This window comes from Stygiolobus sp. CP850M (assembly GCF_037389425.1).
Taxonomy (GTDB): Archaea; Thermoproteota; Thermoprotei_A; order Sulfolobales; family Sulfolobaceae; genus Stygiolobus.
This window is the reverse complement of record NZ_JBBHKR010000043.1, coordinates 1-14,862: the sequence shown is the minus strand read 5'-3', so window position 1 is coordinate 14,862 and position 14,862 is coordinate 1. Positions and strand designations below refer to the sequence as shown.

The 14,862-nt window shown below is 38.5% G+C and carries 17 protein-coding genes; 8 read left to right on the top strand and 9 right to left on the bottom strand.

The window, feature by feature from the left end:
- Positions 1–50: 50 nt before the first annotated feature.
- Genes WIW89_RS03740 through WIW89_RS03730 form a run of 3 tightly spaced genes read left to right on the top strand, consistent with a single transcriptional unit; the run spans position 51 to position 3,309 of the window.
- On the top strand, positions 51–2,171 hold the full coding sequence (locus WIW89_RS03740) for a xanthine dehydrogenase family protein molybdopterin-binding subunit (RefSeq protein ID WP_337719807.1): 2,121 nt from the start codon (positions 51–53) through the stop codon (positions 2,169–2,171).
- A 3-nt stretch (positions 2,172–2,174) separates the two neighbouring features.
- Entirely contained in the window at positions 2,175–2,654 is a 480-nt protein-coding gene (locus tag WIW89_RS03735) for an RNA-binding protein (protein ID WP_337719806.1), read from the top strand.
- Positions 2,626–3,309, top strand: coding sequence for a polyprenol monophosphomannose synthase (locus WIW89_RS03730; protein ID WP_337719805.1), 684 nt, complete (start codon positions 2,626–2,628; stop codon positions 3,307–3,309). Before WIW89_RS03735 ends, WIW89_RS03730 begins: the two co-directional genes overlap by 29 nt.
- Here WIW89_RS03730 and WIW89_RS03725 read toward each other — a convergent pair.
- Complete coding sequence (locus WIW89_RS03725; protein WP_337700180.1) at positions 3,299–3,613, bottom strand: winged helix-turn-helix transcriptional regulator; 315 nt, start codon at positions 3,611–3,613, stop codon at positions 3,299–3,301. The two genes, WIW89_RS03730 and WIW89_RS03725, sit on opposite strands and share 11 nt — an antisense overlap.
- A 60-nt stretch (positions 3,614–3,673) precedes the next feature.
- Between WIW89_RS03725 and WIW89_RS03720 the strand changes: the two genes are divergently transcribed.
- Both WIW89_RS03720 and WIW89_RS03715 read left to right on the top strand, forming a co-directional pair.
- Positions 3,674–4,627 (top strand): ornithine cyclodeaminase family protein, encoded by a 954-nt coding sequence (locus WIW89_RS03720; protein WP_337719804.1) that lies wholly within the window; start codon positions 3,674–3,676, stop codon positions 4,625–4,627.
- Positions 4,600–5,739: an aminotransferase-like domain-containing protein gene (locus WIW89_RS03715; protein ID WP_337719803.1), complete on the top strand. Its 1,140-nt coding sequence runs from the start codon at positions 4,600–4,602 to the stop codon at positions 5,737–5,739. Before WIW89_RS03720 ends, WIW89_RS03715 begins: the two co-directional genes overlap by 28 nt.
- Here WIW89_RS03715 and WIW89_RS03710 read toward each other — a convergent pair.
- The gene (locus WIW89_RS03710) at positions 5,736–6,797 is read right to left on the bottom strand and encodes a M24 family metallopeptidase (protein ID WP_337719802.1); all 1,062 of its coding nucleotides are present in this window, start codon (positions 6,795–6,797) and stop codon (positions 5,736–5,738) included. The two genes, WIW89_RS03715 and WIW89_RS03710, sit on opposite strands and share 4 nt — an antisense overlap.
- Before the next feature lie 35 nt (positions 6,798–6,832).
- Here WIW89_RS03710 and WIW89_RS03705 point away from each other — a divergent pair, with 35 nt between their 5' ends.
- The gene (locus WIW89_RS03705; protein WP_337719801.1) at positions 6,833–7,816 is read left to right on the top strand and encodes a histone deacetylase family protein; all 984 of its coding nucleotides are present in this window, start codon (positions 6,833–6,835) and stop codon (positions 7,814–7,816) included.
- On the opposite strand, the gene WIW89_RS03700 is transcribed toward WIW89_RS03705, so the two are convergent.
- The 7 genes from WIW89_RS03700 to WIW89_RS03670 all read right to left on the bottom strand — a co-directional run bounded on the left by WIW89_RS03700 (position 7,813) and on the right by WIW89_RS03670 (position 14,104).
- On the bottom strand, positions 7,813–8,637 hold the full coding sequence (locus WIW89_RS03700) for a zinc ribbon domain-containing protein (RefSeq protein ID WP_337719800.1): 825 nt from the start codon (positions 8,635–8,637) through the stop codon (positions 7,813–7,815). The genes WIW89_RS03705 and WIW89_RS03700 overlap by 4 nt on opposite strands.
- 34 nt (positions 8,638–8,671) lie before the next feature.
- Complete coding sequence (locus tag WIW89_RS03695) at positions 8,672–9,397, bottom strand: class II glutamine amidotransferase (RefSeq protein ID WP_337719799.1); 726 nt, start codon at positions 9,395–9,397, stop codon at positions 8,672–8,674.
- The gene (locus WIW89_RS03690) at positions 9,390–10,085 is read right to left on the bottom strand and encodes an MBL fold metallo-hydrolase (RefSeq protein WP_337700194.1); all 696 of its coding nucleotides are present in this window, start codon (positions 10,083–10,085) and stop codon (positions 9,390–9,392) included. The genes WIW89_RS03695 and WIW89_RS03690 overlap by 8 nt, the downstream gene beginning before the upstream one ends.
- 93 nt (positions 10,086–10,178) lie before the next feature.
- On the bottom strand, positions 10,179–11,048 hold the full coding sequence (locus tag WIW89_RS03685; protein WP_337719798.1) for a ribokinase: 870 nt from the start codon (positions 11,046–11,048) through the stop codon (positions 10,179–10,181).
- Positions 11,045–12,259, bottom strand: coding sequence for a bifunctional hydroxymethylpyrimidine kinase/phosphomethylpyrimidine kinase (gene thiD / locus WIW89_RS03680; RefSeq protein ID WP_337700198.1), 1,215 nt, complete (start codon positions 12,257–12,259; stop codon positions 11,045–11,047). The genes WIW89_RS03685 and thiD overlap by 4 nt, the downstream gene beginning before the upstream one ends.
- A gap of 49 nt (positions 12,260–12,308) precedes the next feature.
- The gene (cas4, locus tag WIW89_RS03675; protein ID WP_337719797.1) at positions 12,309–12,917 is read right to left on the bottom strand and encodes a CRISPR-associated protein Cas4; all 609 of its coding nucleotides are present in this window, start codon (positions 12,915–12,917) and stop codon (positions 12,309–12,311) included.
- A gap of 2 nt (positions 12,918–12,919) precedes the next feature.
- Positions 12,920–14,104 carry a glycosyltransferase gene (locus tag WIW89_RS03670; RefSeq protein ID WP_337719796.1) on the bottom strand — a complete coding sequence of 395 codons (1,185 nt, stop codon included), beginning with the start codon at positions 14,102–14,104 and terminating at the stop codon, positions 12,920–12,922.
- Positions 14,105–14,230: 126 nt separating this feature from the next.
- Between WIW89_RS03670 and WIW89_RS03665 the strand changes: the two genes are divergently transcribed.
- Both WIW89_RS03665 and WIW89_RS03660 read left to right on the top strand, forming a co-directional pair.
- A complete protein-coding gene (locus tag WIW89_RS03665; protein WP_337719795.1) occupies positions 14,231–14,488 on the top strand; it encodes a hypothetical protein in 258 nt (85 codons plus the stop codon).
- Positions 14,489–14,510: 22 nt separating this feature from the next.
- A partial coding sequence (locus WIW89_RS03660; protein WP_337719794.1) for an MBL fold metallo-hydrolase occupies positions 14,511–14,862 on the top strand: 352 nt, incomplete at its 3' end.

Sequence of the window (14,862 nt, the reverse complement as noted above, 5' to 3'; positions counted from 1 at the left end):
ACTTACTTTAATGCTAGAGTTTTTAATTTACTGACATTTAAAAATATGATATGTACGTTGGTAAACCAATAAAGAGAGTTGAAGATGTAAGGTTAATTACGGGTAAAGGAGTCTACGTAGATGATATCGAATTTCCAGGGATGTTATTTGTTGCCTTTCTTAGGAGCACAGTCCCTCATGCTAGGATAAGGGTTAGGAAAACTCAAGGTGTGTATACTGGTGAGGACATAAATCCTGGAAAGGACTTTCCGATAGCTTCACAAGAGGTTACTTACGTGGGTCAGCCTATTGCGGCAGTAATTGCTAAGGACAGATATGAAGCATATGACATGTTGGAGAGTATTGAAGTTGAGTATGAGCCTCTTCAATATGTCTTGGATCCAGAAGAGGCTTTAAAGGATCATGTAAAAGTGTACTCTAAGTTAGAGAGTAACATTGCTTATAAAGAAACATGGAAAGGTGGAGATGTTGAGAAAGCCTTTAGGGAGGCTGACAAGGTAATATCTGGAAGACTTTACAATCAGAGGGTAATCGCTTCTCCTTTAGAAACAAGGGGTGCCGTAGCATATTATGACGGTACCAAGTTAACCTTCTACTCTTCTACACAATCTGCTCATTACTTGAGGCGTAATTTAGTAAGCTTCTTAGGAATGGAAAACATCCGAGTTATCCAACCTGACGTCGGAGGTGCTTTCGGAAGCAAGATCATTGCTCATCCAGAAGAATATGCTTTAGCCAAGTTAGCGATCATTACTAGAAAACCCTTAAAGTGGATCCCTACAAGGACTGAGGAAATGATATCTGCAGGTCATGGGAGAGACAAGTTCCTTGATTTCCAAGTTGCCGTTAAGAAGGATGGAACAATCTTAGGTATAAAGGGAAGATTAGTAGGAAACCTAGGTGCACCGTATTATGATGCGAACGACGATGAGCTAGGTAATGTAAAGAGCTCAGTTAGAATGCTTCCGGGTTTATATAAGCTGATCGGAGCCGAGATTGACGCTTACGCGGTTCACACAAACATAACTCCCACTCAGTCTTACCGCGGTGCAGGTAGACCCGAAGGTACTTACTTTATAGAGAGAATAGTGAATATAGTTGCAAACGAACTCGGAATAGACCAATACGAAATCAGGTTAAAGAACGTAATAGACTCGTTGCCTTACAAAAACGTTTTCGGCATTACTTACGATAGTGGTGATGTTAAGAAACTTCTTGAGATTGGAAAGAGTTATTACGAAAAGTTGAAGAATGAGGGCGATGGATGTGTAGGTGTTTCTACATATGTTGAAATCACGGCTTTCGGGCCTTGGGAAGTAGCAAGAATATATGTCAAGAGTGATGGCAAAGTGACTCTTGTAACTGGAACCGGTCCTCATGGTCAAGGAGATCCTACCGCTTTTGTTCAGATTGCCGCAGATGTCCTTCAGTTACCTATGGAAAAAATAGAGATAAGATGGGGTGATACAGAGATTATTGAAGACGGAATAGGTACTTGGGGAAGCAGAACGGTGACAATTGGCGGTTCGGCAGTTATTTTAGCTAGTGAAAAGTTGAAGGCTAAACTAATTGAAATAGGGTCCAAACTTCTCAACGCGGATGTAGAAGAGGTAGAATACACTGAAGGGAAAGTTAGACATAAGAAAGACGGTAGAGAGGTTAAATTTAATGATATAGTCCGGAACGCGTATTCAATGGGTGAAAGTCTCGACTTTACAGCTGTATATAAAGTTAACACACCACCTACAACGCCTTATGGTGTCCATTTAGCTAAGGTAACCGTTGACGAGACGGGTAAGGTAAAGATAACAAAGTATATAGCTATTGATGATGTAGGTGTGGTAATAAATCCCTTGCTAGCAGAGGGTCAGGCTATTGGTGGTATATTGCAAGGAATTTCTCAGGCTATACTTGAAGGGGTTGTGTTTAACGATAATGGGGTTCAGATAAACTCTAACTTTACAGAGTATCCTTTACCTACAGCCGTGGAAGTCCCTGAGATTGAGTGGCATTATATTACCTTCGGTAAGTCTCCGCATCCAACTGGTAGTAAAGGAATAGGTGAGGCTGGAGCGGTAGCTGCGACTCCAGCAATTATTAATGCAATTGAACAATGTATAGGCAAGTATATATACAAAATGCCCGTAAAATTTGAGGATCTGGTGAAGTAAGTCTTGCAGAAGCATATGTTGTCTGAAAAGGATAAGAGGGAGTTTTTATCTAGGGTCAAAGAAAAGTATGGTTGGGAATTGGACGGTAAAGTGGAAATAGGTAAGGAAAAAAAGGAAGTATATTATTTCATAGATGGTTTACTATCTTTCTTCTCAGAGGAACTCATTCCTACAATATGTTTGATACAGAAGTTTAAGTTGAATATATCTTCTGTGACTATTGACGAAGGAGCGGTGAAGCATGTGGTTAAAGGTGCTGACTTGTTTGCCCCTGGAATTGTAAGTTACGATTGTGAATGTAAAGAGGGGGATATAGTCTTGGTAAAGACAAAAACCGGTTTACCCGTATCCATAATAAAAGTGGTAATGTCAAAGGAGAAAGCTATGGCTGAAAGGAAAGGAAAGTTTGGAATAAATTTACATTATGTAAGTGACAAAATATGGGAAATGTGTAATGTACGGAGTAGTAGTCCCAACGTATAATGAAGCTGACAACATTAAGGTGTTGATAAAGGAAATCAGGGAGAGGGTAAAGGATGTAGTAGTAATTGTAGTTGATGATAATAGTGGGGATAATACTGCAGAAATAGCTAAGCAGATGGGTGCAGTAGTGTTTGTAAGAACGAACGAGAGAGGTCTAGGAAGTGCCTTGAGGTTTGGGTTAAGAAAGGCTGTTGAGATGGGGCTGTCACATATCGCTACTATGGACGCAGACCTCAGTCACGATCCCTCTTTCTTACCTTCAATGTTTAACGCCAGTTTGAACACTGATCTAGTTATAGGCTCTAGGTACATACAAGGCGGAAAGATCGAAAACTGGCCTTTGAAAAGAAAAATCATAAGTAAGGGGGCGAATTTGATCACTAGGATACTTCTTCGTTCTCCAGTTCAGGATAACACTTCGGGTTATAGAGTCTATAGTGCTAAAGCTGTTGAAGTCGTTTCATCTTGCCAGAACGCTGGTGGTTATGAGTTTCAAATTTGTGCTATATACAAAGTGTTGAGGAATAATTTACGGATTGTTGAAGTTCCGATAATATTCCGAGATAGAGAAAAAGGGAATAGTAAGCTTGATAACGGAAAAATGTTAAGATGGCTTTCTTATGTCATGAAACTATCCTTAGGGCTTACTTCTTAGGGGCTTTTTTAAGTCTTGTTATTTCCTCTTTTAGTTGTTCAATTTCTTTCTTGAGTAAAGCTATTTCATTATCGTGGATCTCGACAGTCTTCTTTAGATGTTCTACACTATCAGGGTTCTCGTTCTTCAACTTTAGGTTATCATTTTCATCTATTTCTACAAAACCAAGCCGATACAATTCCCTTGCGTAACCCTTAGCTGTCTTTGGAGATATTTTAAGTTCTAGGGCTAGATCTTTTAGATTTACGGTTCCCCTTTCTTTTAAAATTGAGATAATATCTTGTAACCTCGGGGTTAATTCCATAATTGAAAAATTATATTAGTTTTACTTTTAAGCAGAAAGGCATAAGATAATAGGGACTAAATGGCATTACTGCTCCGAGAGAATGACGTTGAAAAGGTGTTAAACTATAGGGAAGTTTATGATTCACTAGTCAGAGCTTTTAAACAATTGAATTCTGGTCTCGCCGCTAATACGAAAAGGGTGAGAACGTCGTATCACGGTAGTGTACTAACTTATCAAGCGGGTGGCATAGACAGTTATTTAGGCTTTAAAGTATTTCTCAAAGGTTCTTTCATTTCTATGCTCTTTGACGAGAACGGGGAGTTATTGTTAATAACTGAGGCGGATCTTCTGACCAGAATTAGAACGGGAGTTATTTCAGTAATTGCAGCTGACTATCTAGCAAAACCAAGTTATTCTCACATTACGGTTATAGGTCTCGGGAGACAAGGTCAATTCCAAGTTAGAGCATTTCATGAACTGAAGAAAGGTGTTACTATTAAAGTGTTTAGCAAAGAGAAGCTAGAGTTAGAAGTGAAACAGTTGCTTAAGGACGGCTTTAACGTGATAAAAGCCAAGGATTACAAAGATGCGTGTAAAGATGCAGAAGTGATAGTCACCGTGACGAATTCAAAGGATCCTTTTCTCAAATCTGAATTTCTAGAGAAAGGTGTTCACATTAACGCAATGGGATCTAATTTACCAGAAAGGGTGGAATTGTTTCCAGAAGTCCTCAAAGTAGCATCTTTGATAGTTGTTGAAGATCTACAACAAGCTAAGGAAGAGGCGGGAGACCTAATTTTAGCAGATAAAATGAAGATGTTAGACTGGGATAAAGTTGTACCGATTTCTTCCGTTATAGATGGGCAAATAAAGAGGAAAAGCGAGGACGAAATAACAGTTTTTAAATCCTTAGGGATAGGGCTGGAAGACGTAGCGGTTATGAAAGTATTATATGAAAAAGCTAAGAAAATAGGCTTGGGTACAGAAATAGTGGTGAGGGGTAGATGGTCTCCAGAATCGGAAAAGAAATAGAATTGTCGCCGGTAGAATTAGGCTCACAAACAGCTAAGAAGGTTGAAATAAACTTAGCTAGTGGGACGCCAGATCCAAGAGTTATGCCTCTGAAGGAAATAAAGGAAGCTTATGAAGAAGTAATTGATGAATACGGAAGTAAAGTTCTCTTTTACCCTGGTGCTGGTGGTCAAGAGGAGTTAATAAAGGAAATAAAAAACATCTTATTACCGTCTCTCGACTTATCAGCCAAAGAAAGCGAAATAGTAGTTACGAGCGGAGCTCAACATGCTATGGAGTTATTAGCTAAGTACTTCCTCGAAAACGACACAATAGCTGTAGAAAACCCTACTTTTGTCGAAACCTTTACTCCTCTTAAGCTGAGAAGTAATGTAGTAGTTCCAATTTCTTTAGACTCAAACGGAATTAATGTCGATGAACTTGAGATGTTATTGAAGATAGTGAAGATAAAGCTCCTTTATGTTATACCAAATTGTCATAATCCTGCAGGAGTTAACTTATGTGAGGAGAGAAGGAAAAAGTTAGTGGAGCTGGCAAGTAAATACGATTTTTATATCCTTGAGGATGATCCTTATAAGCCCATAGCTGGAAGTACTCCAAAACCTATCAAGTATTTCGATAAAGAAGGTAGGGTTATTTACATCAGTTCTTTCAGTAAAATAATAGCCCCTGGATTAAGGATAGGGTTTGTTATAGCTAGGGAGGATATATCACAAAAACTGGCTTTACTGGAGCAAATGGACTTCTCAACTTCTACGATAAATCAATACGTTGTAGCTAGGCTTATAAGAAAAGGTATCGTGACAAGTAGGATGAAATCGTTATCGGAGCATTACAGAAAGAAGATGAGTGTCCTTACAGATTCGCTTCAAAACGAAGGTTTTAAAGACTTTAACCCTCCAAAATGCGGGTTCTTTCTACTATTAGACTTAAAGAAGGACTCATGGAAAGTGTTTTTAGAAGCGGTGAAACTAGGGCTCAGCTTCGTTCCGGCAAGGACTTTCTTCTTAAGAGGCGGTGAGACGATGGCTAGGTTAAGCGTATCTGTAGCTACAGAGGAACAAATAGTTGAAGGTGTAAAGAGACTTAAAAAAGCATGGTTATACGCTTAGATCCTAAATATCTCTTTCTCGAGCTCATTCATGATTACAGACTTTCCGTTTTTAATGTAAACCATATCTTCAATCCTTATGCCGAACTTTCCAGGAAGGTATATCCCAGGCTCGATAGTGAACGTCATGTTATTTTGTAAGTTTCTCTTGTTGTCGGGAGATATATAAGGTTCTTCATGAACGTCTATTCCTATGCCGTGGCCAGTTCTATGAATAAATTTGTCTCCATATCCGTAGTAAGATATTAGTCCTCTAGCAATCTTGTCAACTTCGCAAGCTTTTATACCTTCTCTTGTGGATTCTTCAGCTTTCGCTTGAGCTTCCTTGACTACCTCATAAATCTTCTTTACTTCCTCGGTAGGAGTTCCTAAAAAGGCGACTCTCGTAGTATCTGTTGAGTATCCTTTGTATTTCACGCCAAAGTCGAATATTATAACCTCACCGTTTCTAACTTTCTTACTGGTAGAACGGAGGTGGGGCATCGATGTATTACTCCCGGAAGTTATGATAGGTTCGAATGAATATCCGTCAGCTCCGTTTTCGATAAACCTGTGTACTAAGTATGTAGAGATTTCTCTCTCCGTCACTCCCTCTTTTGCCATTTCTAATGTCTCAAGGAAGGACTTTTCGGCGATCTTAAGTCCCTCTTTCATAATGGCGATCTCCTCATCATCTTTAATTATTCTTACCTCTCTCATTATATTACTAGCCTTTATTAGGCGAGAAGGAGAAAACGAATCTAAAATGTCTATGGTGAAGGCAGACCATAGCGTGTCGTCAATAGCTATACTTTTACCTTTCTCTATATTCAGCTTTTTGTAGGGGTTTTCTCCATCGTTATAAGAAACCACGTTAAAGTTCAGTTTTTCAAGCTGTTCCTCGTAAATTTTCGGAGCTAAAAAGTAAGTGTCCCATTGACTAATGATAAGAAATAAAGGTCTTTCCATCTGTTCTTCTGAGAACCCACTTAAATAGAACATATTACTTCCGGGACCTAGCAACATGTAGTCAACGTTGTTTTTAACCATTAACTCCTTTACTTTTGCCACTCTATTCATACACTTTTATTCTCAGGGAGAAAGTATTAAAGTAAATGAAAATACCACTAGTTTACTCCGAGACATATCTTCTTCATCAACATCCCTCTAGTCACGCTGAGAATCCCGAAAGATTAAAGACTGTGTTGTCAGTCCTGAAAGAGAATCCTATTATCTCTCCAGATCAAGTAGGTGAGGACGAGCCAAAAGTCGTTCATGACGATAACTACGTAAATCTAGTAAAATTATCTTCCAAGAGAGGAGAATGGTTAGACGCCGATACATATACTAACGAACACACGTGGAATTCTGCATTGTTAGCGTTAGGCGGAGCGTTAACAGCATATAAAAATAAGGGTTTTGCTTTAGTTCGCCCTCCGGGTCATCACGCGGGTAAATCAGGTAGAGCTTTAGGAGCACCTACTTTAGGTTTTTGTATCTTTAACAACATAGCTTACCCCATCTTGAAATTGAAGTTGAAAAGAGTAGCTATCATAGACTTTGACGTTCATTATGGCAACGGTACACAAGAAATCTTCTGGGAAAACCCAGATGTCGTGCACATAGATATTCATCAAGATCCTCATACCCTTTACCCTGGGACCGGTTTTCCTGACATGATAGGTGGGGGAGAAGCTAAAGGTACAAAGGTTAATCTCCTTTTACCACCACTGGCTGGGGATGATTTATATGAGGATTTATTCCCTATAATCCAATCAATATTAGACGACTTTAAACCGACACTCATAGCATTTTCAGCCGGTTTTGACGCCTTCGAAGATGACGGATTGGCTAGTATTAGGGCTACCGAAAGGACTTATAATGCGTTAGGCATTTTAGGACATAGAAACAAGTTTTACGCCGTATTAGAGGGTGGGTATAGCGTAGGTTTGAAGAGGGGCATAAAGGCTTTTGTAGAGGGGTTAGAGGGTGAGAAAAAGGACTATGCGGGTACTAAAAGTGCTGATAGAACGAGAAGTAAATTTGCGGAATTCCTCTCTACAGAAAAAAGGATCTTAAGGGAGTACTGGAAGATCTAGCATTGGTAGTAGCACTGAAGAGCTAGATTATAAGCTGCGTTATAATCTCTTTCGGACTTAAATCCGCAGGCAGGACATACAAATAAAGGTCCCATTATTTCTCCTTTCTTATATCCGCACTTAGAGCAGATCTTGCTTGTATTAAACGGAGATAACCTCCTATACCTAATTCCAGCATTGTACAGTCTTTCTTCCAACATCTCCTCAACTACTCTTAGGGCTTGACCTGCCTTACCTTCAAATAGTTTTAAGTCTTCTAATGCCACGACTTTTGGCTCAAGTTCATCTATAAACTTTACTGCCTCATCTACGATTCCTTTTATTTTCGATCTCATGTTTTTAAGTTCTGGCAAACCTTGTGGATCTCCTAAAATTTTAATCATTTCGTTTATTATGACTTCATTACCCCAGTACCTTACTTTCCAAGGTGTCGTCCCCCTGATTGCCACGATAGTAAACAAATGTCTTACACCGATATCCACACCCACGACTGTCTTTGGCTTTTCATAAGCAAGGTATACTTTGATTCCGTCTGTGAAATCCACTATAGCGTAGAGAGGTATTCCTTCTCTATCGGACTTAACTAGAGCGTTAACTTCAGCTATCTTGATTAAATTTCCGTTGTTTATCACCTTCAGCGGTCCATATCTTATTTCATTAGACTGTAGAGCTTGATAGTACAATTCCTTAGGTATATCCCTAGGAGGTGGTCCGTCTTTCACTATTTTAGCATAAGCTCTGGCGAATTGGATTGAGCTATATATTGTTTTTAGCTTACCATAGTCTAAAATTTTAGCTTCAACTATCTCTTCTTTTGGCATAAAATAAATTTCTCATCTAGTTTATTTAAATTCTTTAATCATTTAACAATCTGATTACTCTTCCCAATTCAACACTTTCGACGTCTCTATTAAGATAATATCCTACCGTAGAAGAGAAGACGTAATTTCCGTACTTGTACACTTTATAATATTCTTCCATCTCTTTAATCCTCTCCTTATTATAGTAGTGAGCGAAGTAGACTACCGGTCCCTCTATTTCATTAAAAGTAAGGAGAGCCGAATTTAAGCTTGAAGAGAACTTACTTAAATTATCTATTACTTGTTTGTAAACTCTTTCTATCCCTTGTTGAGAGCTCTCTAAGGCCTTAACTAACTCCAGAAAGAATAGATAGCTATCCGTACTAGGGTAATCTGGCTGGCTGAAAGCCTTCCTGTTTATTGAACCGTTATGAGCGAAGTAAAGGTCATGGGTCTTAGTTTTCATGTGGTAGGGGTGGTTATGCCTTAACCCTATAAGGAATTCTTTCCCAGCCTTTCTAGCGTGGATTATACCGGTAACCCTATCACCTTTTAGTAAGTTAACAATATTGTAAAAGAACTCATCCTCGTATATTGGTTCCGGAGATTTATAATAGACTAGCTTGTGTTTACCGTTTATTTCAATTATCGCCGATATTCCCCAACCGTGAGAATGTGAGATATATTTAAAATAAATGTCATTTTTAGTAGCATTTACGAAGGCCTTAATCACTTCTAGCTCGACTTTCTCTTTTACGTCGAATGCCAGTAATCTACACATCCATTATAAAACCATCAAAAGCTATATTATATCCTTTAGCCAATTTTCTAATTTCATCTTCTATTTGAGCGGGAATGTGAGTGAGAATTAGTTTCTCTCTCGGAAAAAGCTCCATGAGTTGTTTAAGGGACGTATGCCCCCATTTTGAACAATCGTCTATACAACTGCTCTCGTGGATTACTAAGTCTACTTTTTCGGACTCTTTAAGAATGTCTTCACAAGGTTCAGCTGTGTCTCCAGTGTAAAGTATTTTCTTCTTACCGTCGGAAATTACATACGCTACATCATATATGCTATGACATCCTTTTATAGAGTAAACTTGAAGTTCACCTACTTCCGCCGAAGGCAAATCAGATTCTATTACTTCAGCGTATATGTTATTTCCGCTTTTTATATACGTGTTAAGGACTTCCGTGAGCCCCTTAGGGGAATATATCCTCAAGGTCTGTAATCCCTTCAGTTTTCTCTGGACTAGATGGTCGAAAATTCCGTTAAAGTGATCGATGTGTAAGTGTGTAATGAATAATGTCGAAAAGTCCAGTAATCCCATATCTTCTAACTTAAAATTAGCTCCAGTACCCATGTCTAAGACTACGGAATTTTTTTCTCCCTTTACGTAAATACCCGCTTTCATTCTCTTGCTCCCGAAGGTGGCTCCAGCACCAGTCCCTAAGAATATGATCTTCATTTCACATCATCTCGTTCTTCAATACTTACCAAATCATCACAACATAAACCTATACACTTGTGCCCTTCTTCTTTTTCTTCGGTTTTCTTGATTCTAAGCTTCTTCCTCAATTAAACTTTTCACCTCCTCTAACCTAGGACCTAAAGCTCCAATCTTAGTGGTCGAATACGCTGCAATTATGTTAGCTATTCTTACTGCCCTCTCAATTTCATAACCTTTTTCTAAATACACAGCCAACGTCGCGTTAAATACATCACCAGCACCAGTTGTGTCAATAGCGTTAACCTTCATTGTTTCCACTCTTATTCTCTTATTCCTCATCCCTATTAATGCACCTTTTTCTCCTAATGTTATTATTACAGCCTTTTTTACTTTTTTTAACAACACTTCGATACCGTAATCTAGATCGTCAGCACCACTCAACTCTTTAAATTCCACTTCATTGGGAGTGAGGATGTCTACATAGTCCAAGATTGAAATATCGTTAAGAGTCGCAGGAGCTGGATTTAAAATTCTCAATCCGTTAAACTCTCTCAAAGCCTTTTTCACAGTGTCTTCCCTTATTTCTAACTGCGTTAGCACTACTTCACCTTTTAATTCACTGTTTAAGTCTTCAGGTAAAAGAAAGATATTCGCACCTCTGTTTACCACTATCATATTCTGACCGTTCTCGTTTACAATAATATATGCTGAGCCGGTAGGTGCATTCTTTATTTTAACATATCCCACGTCTATCTTTTCGTCTTCCCAAAAGCTTATTGCCCTTCTGCCGTACTCATCATTACCTACAGCCGCAATCAATTTAACTTTAGCTCCTAATCTTGATGCCGAGACAGCTTGGTTAGATCCCTTACCGCCGTGGCTTATATAAATGTCTTTGATGAAGACAGTCTCTCCTTCTTCAGGGAATTTATCTACCTTTAAGATGAAGTCCACGTTATAACTTCCAACGACAGTTATCATTTTGTCAAAGCCCTCAATTTGCCTATTAATTCCTCGCAACTATAAGCTGTCAGATAAGCTCTTCCACCTTCAATTATCACATCCCCGGTCTTACCACTGGTAGTAGGTATTATTTTTCCTTCTTCAGCTTTTTTCAATAGTCGATCTGTAACTGTTAAGGATAATACTATCTTTTTGTTATACTTTCTAGCTACTTCAGTAACTTTATTGTTTATATTAACTAATATCGGTCCGTCAAGTTTTAGCTTATCAAGGTATCTGATTATCCCTCCAGCAAGGCTCGCAATATCTCCGTAACTTGTTGCTACTGCAAGATTCGACTTATCCTCCTCATCTAATAAAGTAGTAATTAACTCTGGTTCCTTTTCAATGTTCCATAGTATTTTCTCAATAGTACTTCTTGCTTGTTCTCTCTCTACTATTCTTTCTATAGGGGCGAAGGGATCTACCGGACCGTGCCCTTTTCCTAGGGATAGGGAGAACTTTATGCTTTCATTAACATAATTTTTAGCTAGCCTCACGGCGTTCTCTAAGGTCTCTCCTTTAGCCAGATAGGCTGTAATTGCGGCTGAGAACACGTCTCCGCTTCCATGTGTGTTAGTAGTATTTACCTCTTCTCCCCTTAGGGTTATTACGTTTCCGTTAATTATAGCAGCATCAATTCCCCCTAAAGTAGATCCTCCTTTAACAACAACGTTCACGCCTTGTTCCTCATAGATTTTTTTCGCTGCTTTCATCAAATCTTCCATACTATTTATCTTCTGGGACGTGAGCTTCTCGGCTTCAAACTTGTTAGGTGTCGTAATAAGGGAATGTTTCATAAGGCTTTTCAAAGCCTCAACGGTGTCCTCAGTTACGAGTTGATCTCCGCTCTTGGCTACCATCACTGGGTCTAAAACTAGTTTTATTGAATACTCCAAGATTTTTTTCTCTACTAGTTTAACTATTGATGAGTTAGCTAGCATACCTGTCTTGGCAAATTGAGGTGAAAGATCTTTCATTACTACGTCAAACTGTGCTTCTATGAAATCTAAAGGTACCTCTAAGACTTTATAGACTCCTTGAGTGTTTTGAGCTGTCAGTCCAGTAATAATTGTAGTTCCGAAAACTCCTAAAGAAGTGAAGGTTTTTAGATCTGCTTGTAACCCAGCCCCTCCACCAGAATCGCTTCCAGCTATAGTCATTACGGTAGGTCTTTTTCTGGTTTCCATATTGTGTAAAAACTCTGGCAATCAAAATATAAAATAATAACAGACGTTTTCACTTGTTTTTCCTAGACTCTGGGCATATTACGTTAAAGATGCAATAACTGCATTCCCAGTTATATCGGGGGGTTTTCAGCAATTTGATTGTCTCCTCTACAAGTCTTATCACTTCGTCGTCCTCAGCCTTATTACGGATACTGTATTCCGTTACTCTATCCGGGGTAATGTAGACTAGGATCCCTTCATTGGCGTCGAAAAGCCACAAGTATAACCTCAACTGCTGTTTATGATGTTCTAACGGTAAGCCTTTATCAGCTCTAGCTGTTTTAATTTCTATAACTATTTTCTTTTCTCCCTCAATGATCGCGTCTGCTCTGCCTTTTATTTTGTACACGTCTTGAGCTAATGTAACTTGCTTCTCACTTTCTACTTCCAACTTTGCATTAAATTTCTCAGCTAGGAATTTCTCCAGCCCTTCATGGACTAAATCCCCGAGAATTGCAGACGGTTTAATCGACTCTGCTAAGGAAAGTTCCTTATATTTTTCTTCGTATTTTATCTTAAGAGCACATCTAACTAGATCTGTGACGTATAATACTTTATCCTCACGCTTATGTGATAATGTGTCAATGATTTTTGAATTAACTAACTCATCTATTATCATCTCTAGACCTCCGATGTTATTTTTCCACTCCTCTCCGTCTTTATCCAGACCTTAGGTGCTCTGACGATTTCCATAAATAGTGCTGTTAAATTTAAGAGAACAACGAAATTCATGTAAATGAGTGATAATATTGAGTAATAGGATTCAATAAGATGTTTTCTTGAAATAGTGACGGTTACTATGAAGGAGATAAACGAGGCTGCTGAAACGAAGGATGCAGCTATAACAAACAGAGATGTGGAGTAGATTAACACTAATGAATAATTAACTAAATTCAATACCATTAATAAAGGCGTACCTATGAGTAAGAATCCGTCTATTATTTTAGGGTCTAGTTTTTTGCCTTGGGGCAATCTTATCGTTACTTCGAAATGTCCCCTATACCATCTTAACCTTTGTTTGACCAACCATCTTAGGCTGGATGGTACTTCTCGCCAGGCTATTATCATAGGGTCATATTTTATTTGAAAACCTTGAGAGATTAAGGATATACTTAAGTCGAGGTCCTCGGTTAAGGTGAACTCATTCCACCCTCCTATTTTCTCCAGCGTTTCTTTCCTTATGAAAGTACAAGTCCCTTCAAGGGGCACAAATAAGCCCAAGCGTGCCCTACCGGCAATAGAGTATTCATGGAAGAGTTCTTCAATACTCGCAAACCTTGTCACAATATTTTCCGTTACGTTAATCGGTATTAGTTTCCCTTGTACAGCAACCACCTCATTCTTATCAAACCAAGAAGATGCTTGGTTTAAGACATCTAATTTCGGAACTGTATCGGCATCAAAAATTCCTATAATTTCATTATTGGCTATTTTTAATGCATAATTCAGAGCCCTACTTTTCCCGTTAGGTACTTTAGGCTGATCTAACTTAAGACATTTTATGAAATCTCTACTGTAAGTTTCTTCGTATTGTTTACATACTTCATACGTTTTGTCAGTAGAACCGTCCTCAACTACTATTATTTCGTATTTGGACTTATCGTACTCTTGGTTTATCAACCTATCTAGAAGTCGCGGTAGGACTTTTTCCTCGTTTTTAGCGGGTATAATAATAGAAAATGTCTTGCCAGAATAGTTCGTGTGTTTTGTAGGAGACCATGTGAAACCATACATCGCTAAAAGTGAATTATAAACACTCCAGCCTGAGACTAAGATACTGAATATGGCAATGATGTCATCTAGCATTAATTAAACACTGTCTTATCTTGTTTAAAATTCTTTTGTGAGGTAATACACATGGGTCTTATTACGTTAAAATACCTTGATACGATGCGTTCTCCTTTAAATCGTTTCTCCACACAGATCATAAGTATGAAAAACACGTTTAAAGAGATATTAGGAGATTATGAAGTAAAGGGAGGAACAGTCCAAGCTGTAGGGAAATTTATCGCCTTCGGACTCGACGATCCTTTTCACATAACTACTATCTCTGGATTTGCAATCTACGGAATAGGAAAGTTAATGGAAAGACGCACTAACTACGGGCTCAGAATGGCGTACAGAGATATTCAAGAGCTGAAAAGATCCTTAAGGGAAGCAATAATGGACATAACCACAATGAGATTTTAATCCTTGAGAGAAGAGTAAAGTTATGGAAGTTAAACCGCTAGCCTTCGAAAGCTTAGGGGTAAGATCTCAAGCTACACTTATAGAGACTAATGACGTAAGAATTCTGGTAGATCCTGCTGTTTCACTTGCTCCGAGGAGGTATAATTTACCCCCTCATCAATTAGAAGTTGACAGACTAGGCGAGCTAGCTAAAAAAATCTTTGAGGTTTCTAATGATGTTGATGTAATCATTGTTACTCATTACCATTATGACCATCATGATCCAGGGTACGTAATTCCTATTGATATTTACGACAAAAAAGTACTTTTTATCAAAGACCCTCAGAATAACATAAACCCTAGCCAAAAGTTCAGAAGAGCTCCTAGATTTCTAA

What these genes read in the sequence shown, in the direction of transcription:
- WIW89_RS03740 (WP_337719807.1), top strand. Translation starts at nt 51, where the DNA reads ATGTACGTTGGTAAACCAATAAAGAGAGTTGAAGATGTAAGGTTAATT.
- WIW89_RS03730 (WP_337719805.1), top strand. Translation starts at nt 2,626, where the DNA reads ATGTACGGAGTAGTAGTCCCAACGTATAATGAAGCTGACAACATTAAG.
- WIW89_RS03725 (WP_337700180.1), bottom strand. Translation starts at nt 3,613, where the DNA reads ATGGAATTAACCCCGAGGTTACAAGATATTATCTCAATTTTAAAAGAA.
- WIW89_RS03720 (WP_337719804.1), top strand. Translation starts at nt 3,674, where the DNA reads ATGGCATTACTGCTCCGAGAGAATGACGTTGAAAAGGTGTTAAACTAT.
- WIW89_RS03715 (WP_337719803.1), top strand. Translation starts at nt 4,600, where the DNA reads ATGGTCTCCAGAATCGGAAAAGAAATAGAATTGTCGCCGGTAGAATTA.
- WIW89_RS03710 (WP_337719802.1), bottom strand. Translation starts at nt 6,797, where the DNA reads ATGAATAGAGTGGCAAAAGTAAAGGAGTTAATGGTTAAAAACAACGTT.
- WIW89_RS03705 (WP_337719801.1), top strand. Translation starts at nt 6,833, where the DNA reads ATGAAAATACCACTAGTTTACTCCGAGACATATCTTCTTCATCAACAT.
- WIW89_RS03700 (WP_337719800.1), bottom strand. Translation starts at nt 8,637, where the DNA reads ATGCCAAAAGAAGAGATAGTTGAAGCTAAAATTTTAGACTATGGTAAG.
- WIW89_RS03695 (WP_337719799.1), bottom strand. Translation starts at nt 9,397, where the DNA reads ATGTGTAGATTACTGGCATTCGACGTAAAAGAGAAAGTCGAGCTAGAA.
- WIW89_RS03690 (WP_337700194.1), bottom strand. Translation starts at nt 10,085, where the DNA reads ATGAAGATCATATTCTTAGGGACTGGTGCTGGAGCCACCTTCGGGAGC.
- WIW89_RS03685 (WP_337719798.1), bottom strand. Translation starts at nt 11,048, where the DNA reads ATGATAACTGTCGTTGGAAGTTATAACGTGGACTTCATCTTAAAGGTA.
- thiD (WP_337700198.1), bottom strand. Translation starts at nt 12,259, where the DNA reads ATGGAAACCAGAAAAAGACCTACCGTAATGACTATAGCTGGAAGCGAT.
- cas4 (WP_337719797.1), bottom strand. Translation starts at nt 12,917, where the DNA reads ATGATAATAGATGAGTTAGTTAATTCAAAAATCATTGACACATTATCA.
- WIW89_RS03670 (WP_337719796.1), bottom strand. Translation starts at nt 14,104, where the DNA reads ATGCTAGATGACATCATTGCCATATTCAGTATCTTAGTCTCAGGCTGG.
- WIW89_RS03665 (WP_337719795.1), top strand. Translation starts at nt 14,231, where the DNA reads ATGAAAAACACGTTTAAAGAGATATTAGGAGATTATGAAGTAAAGGGA.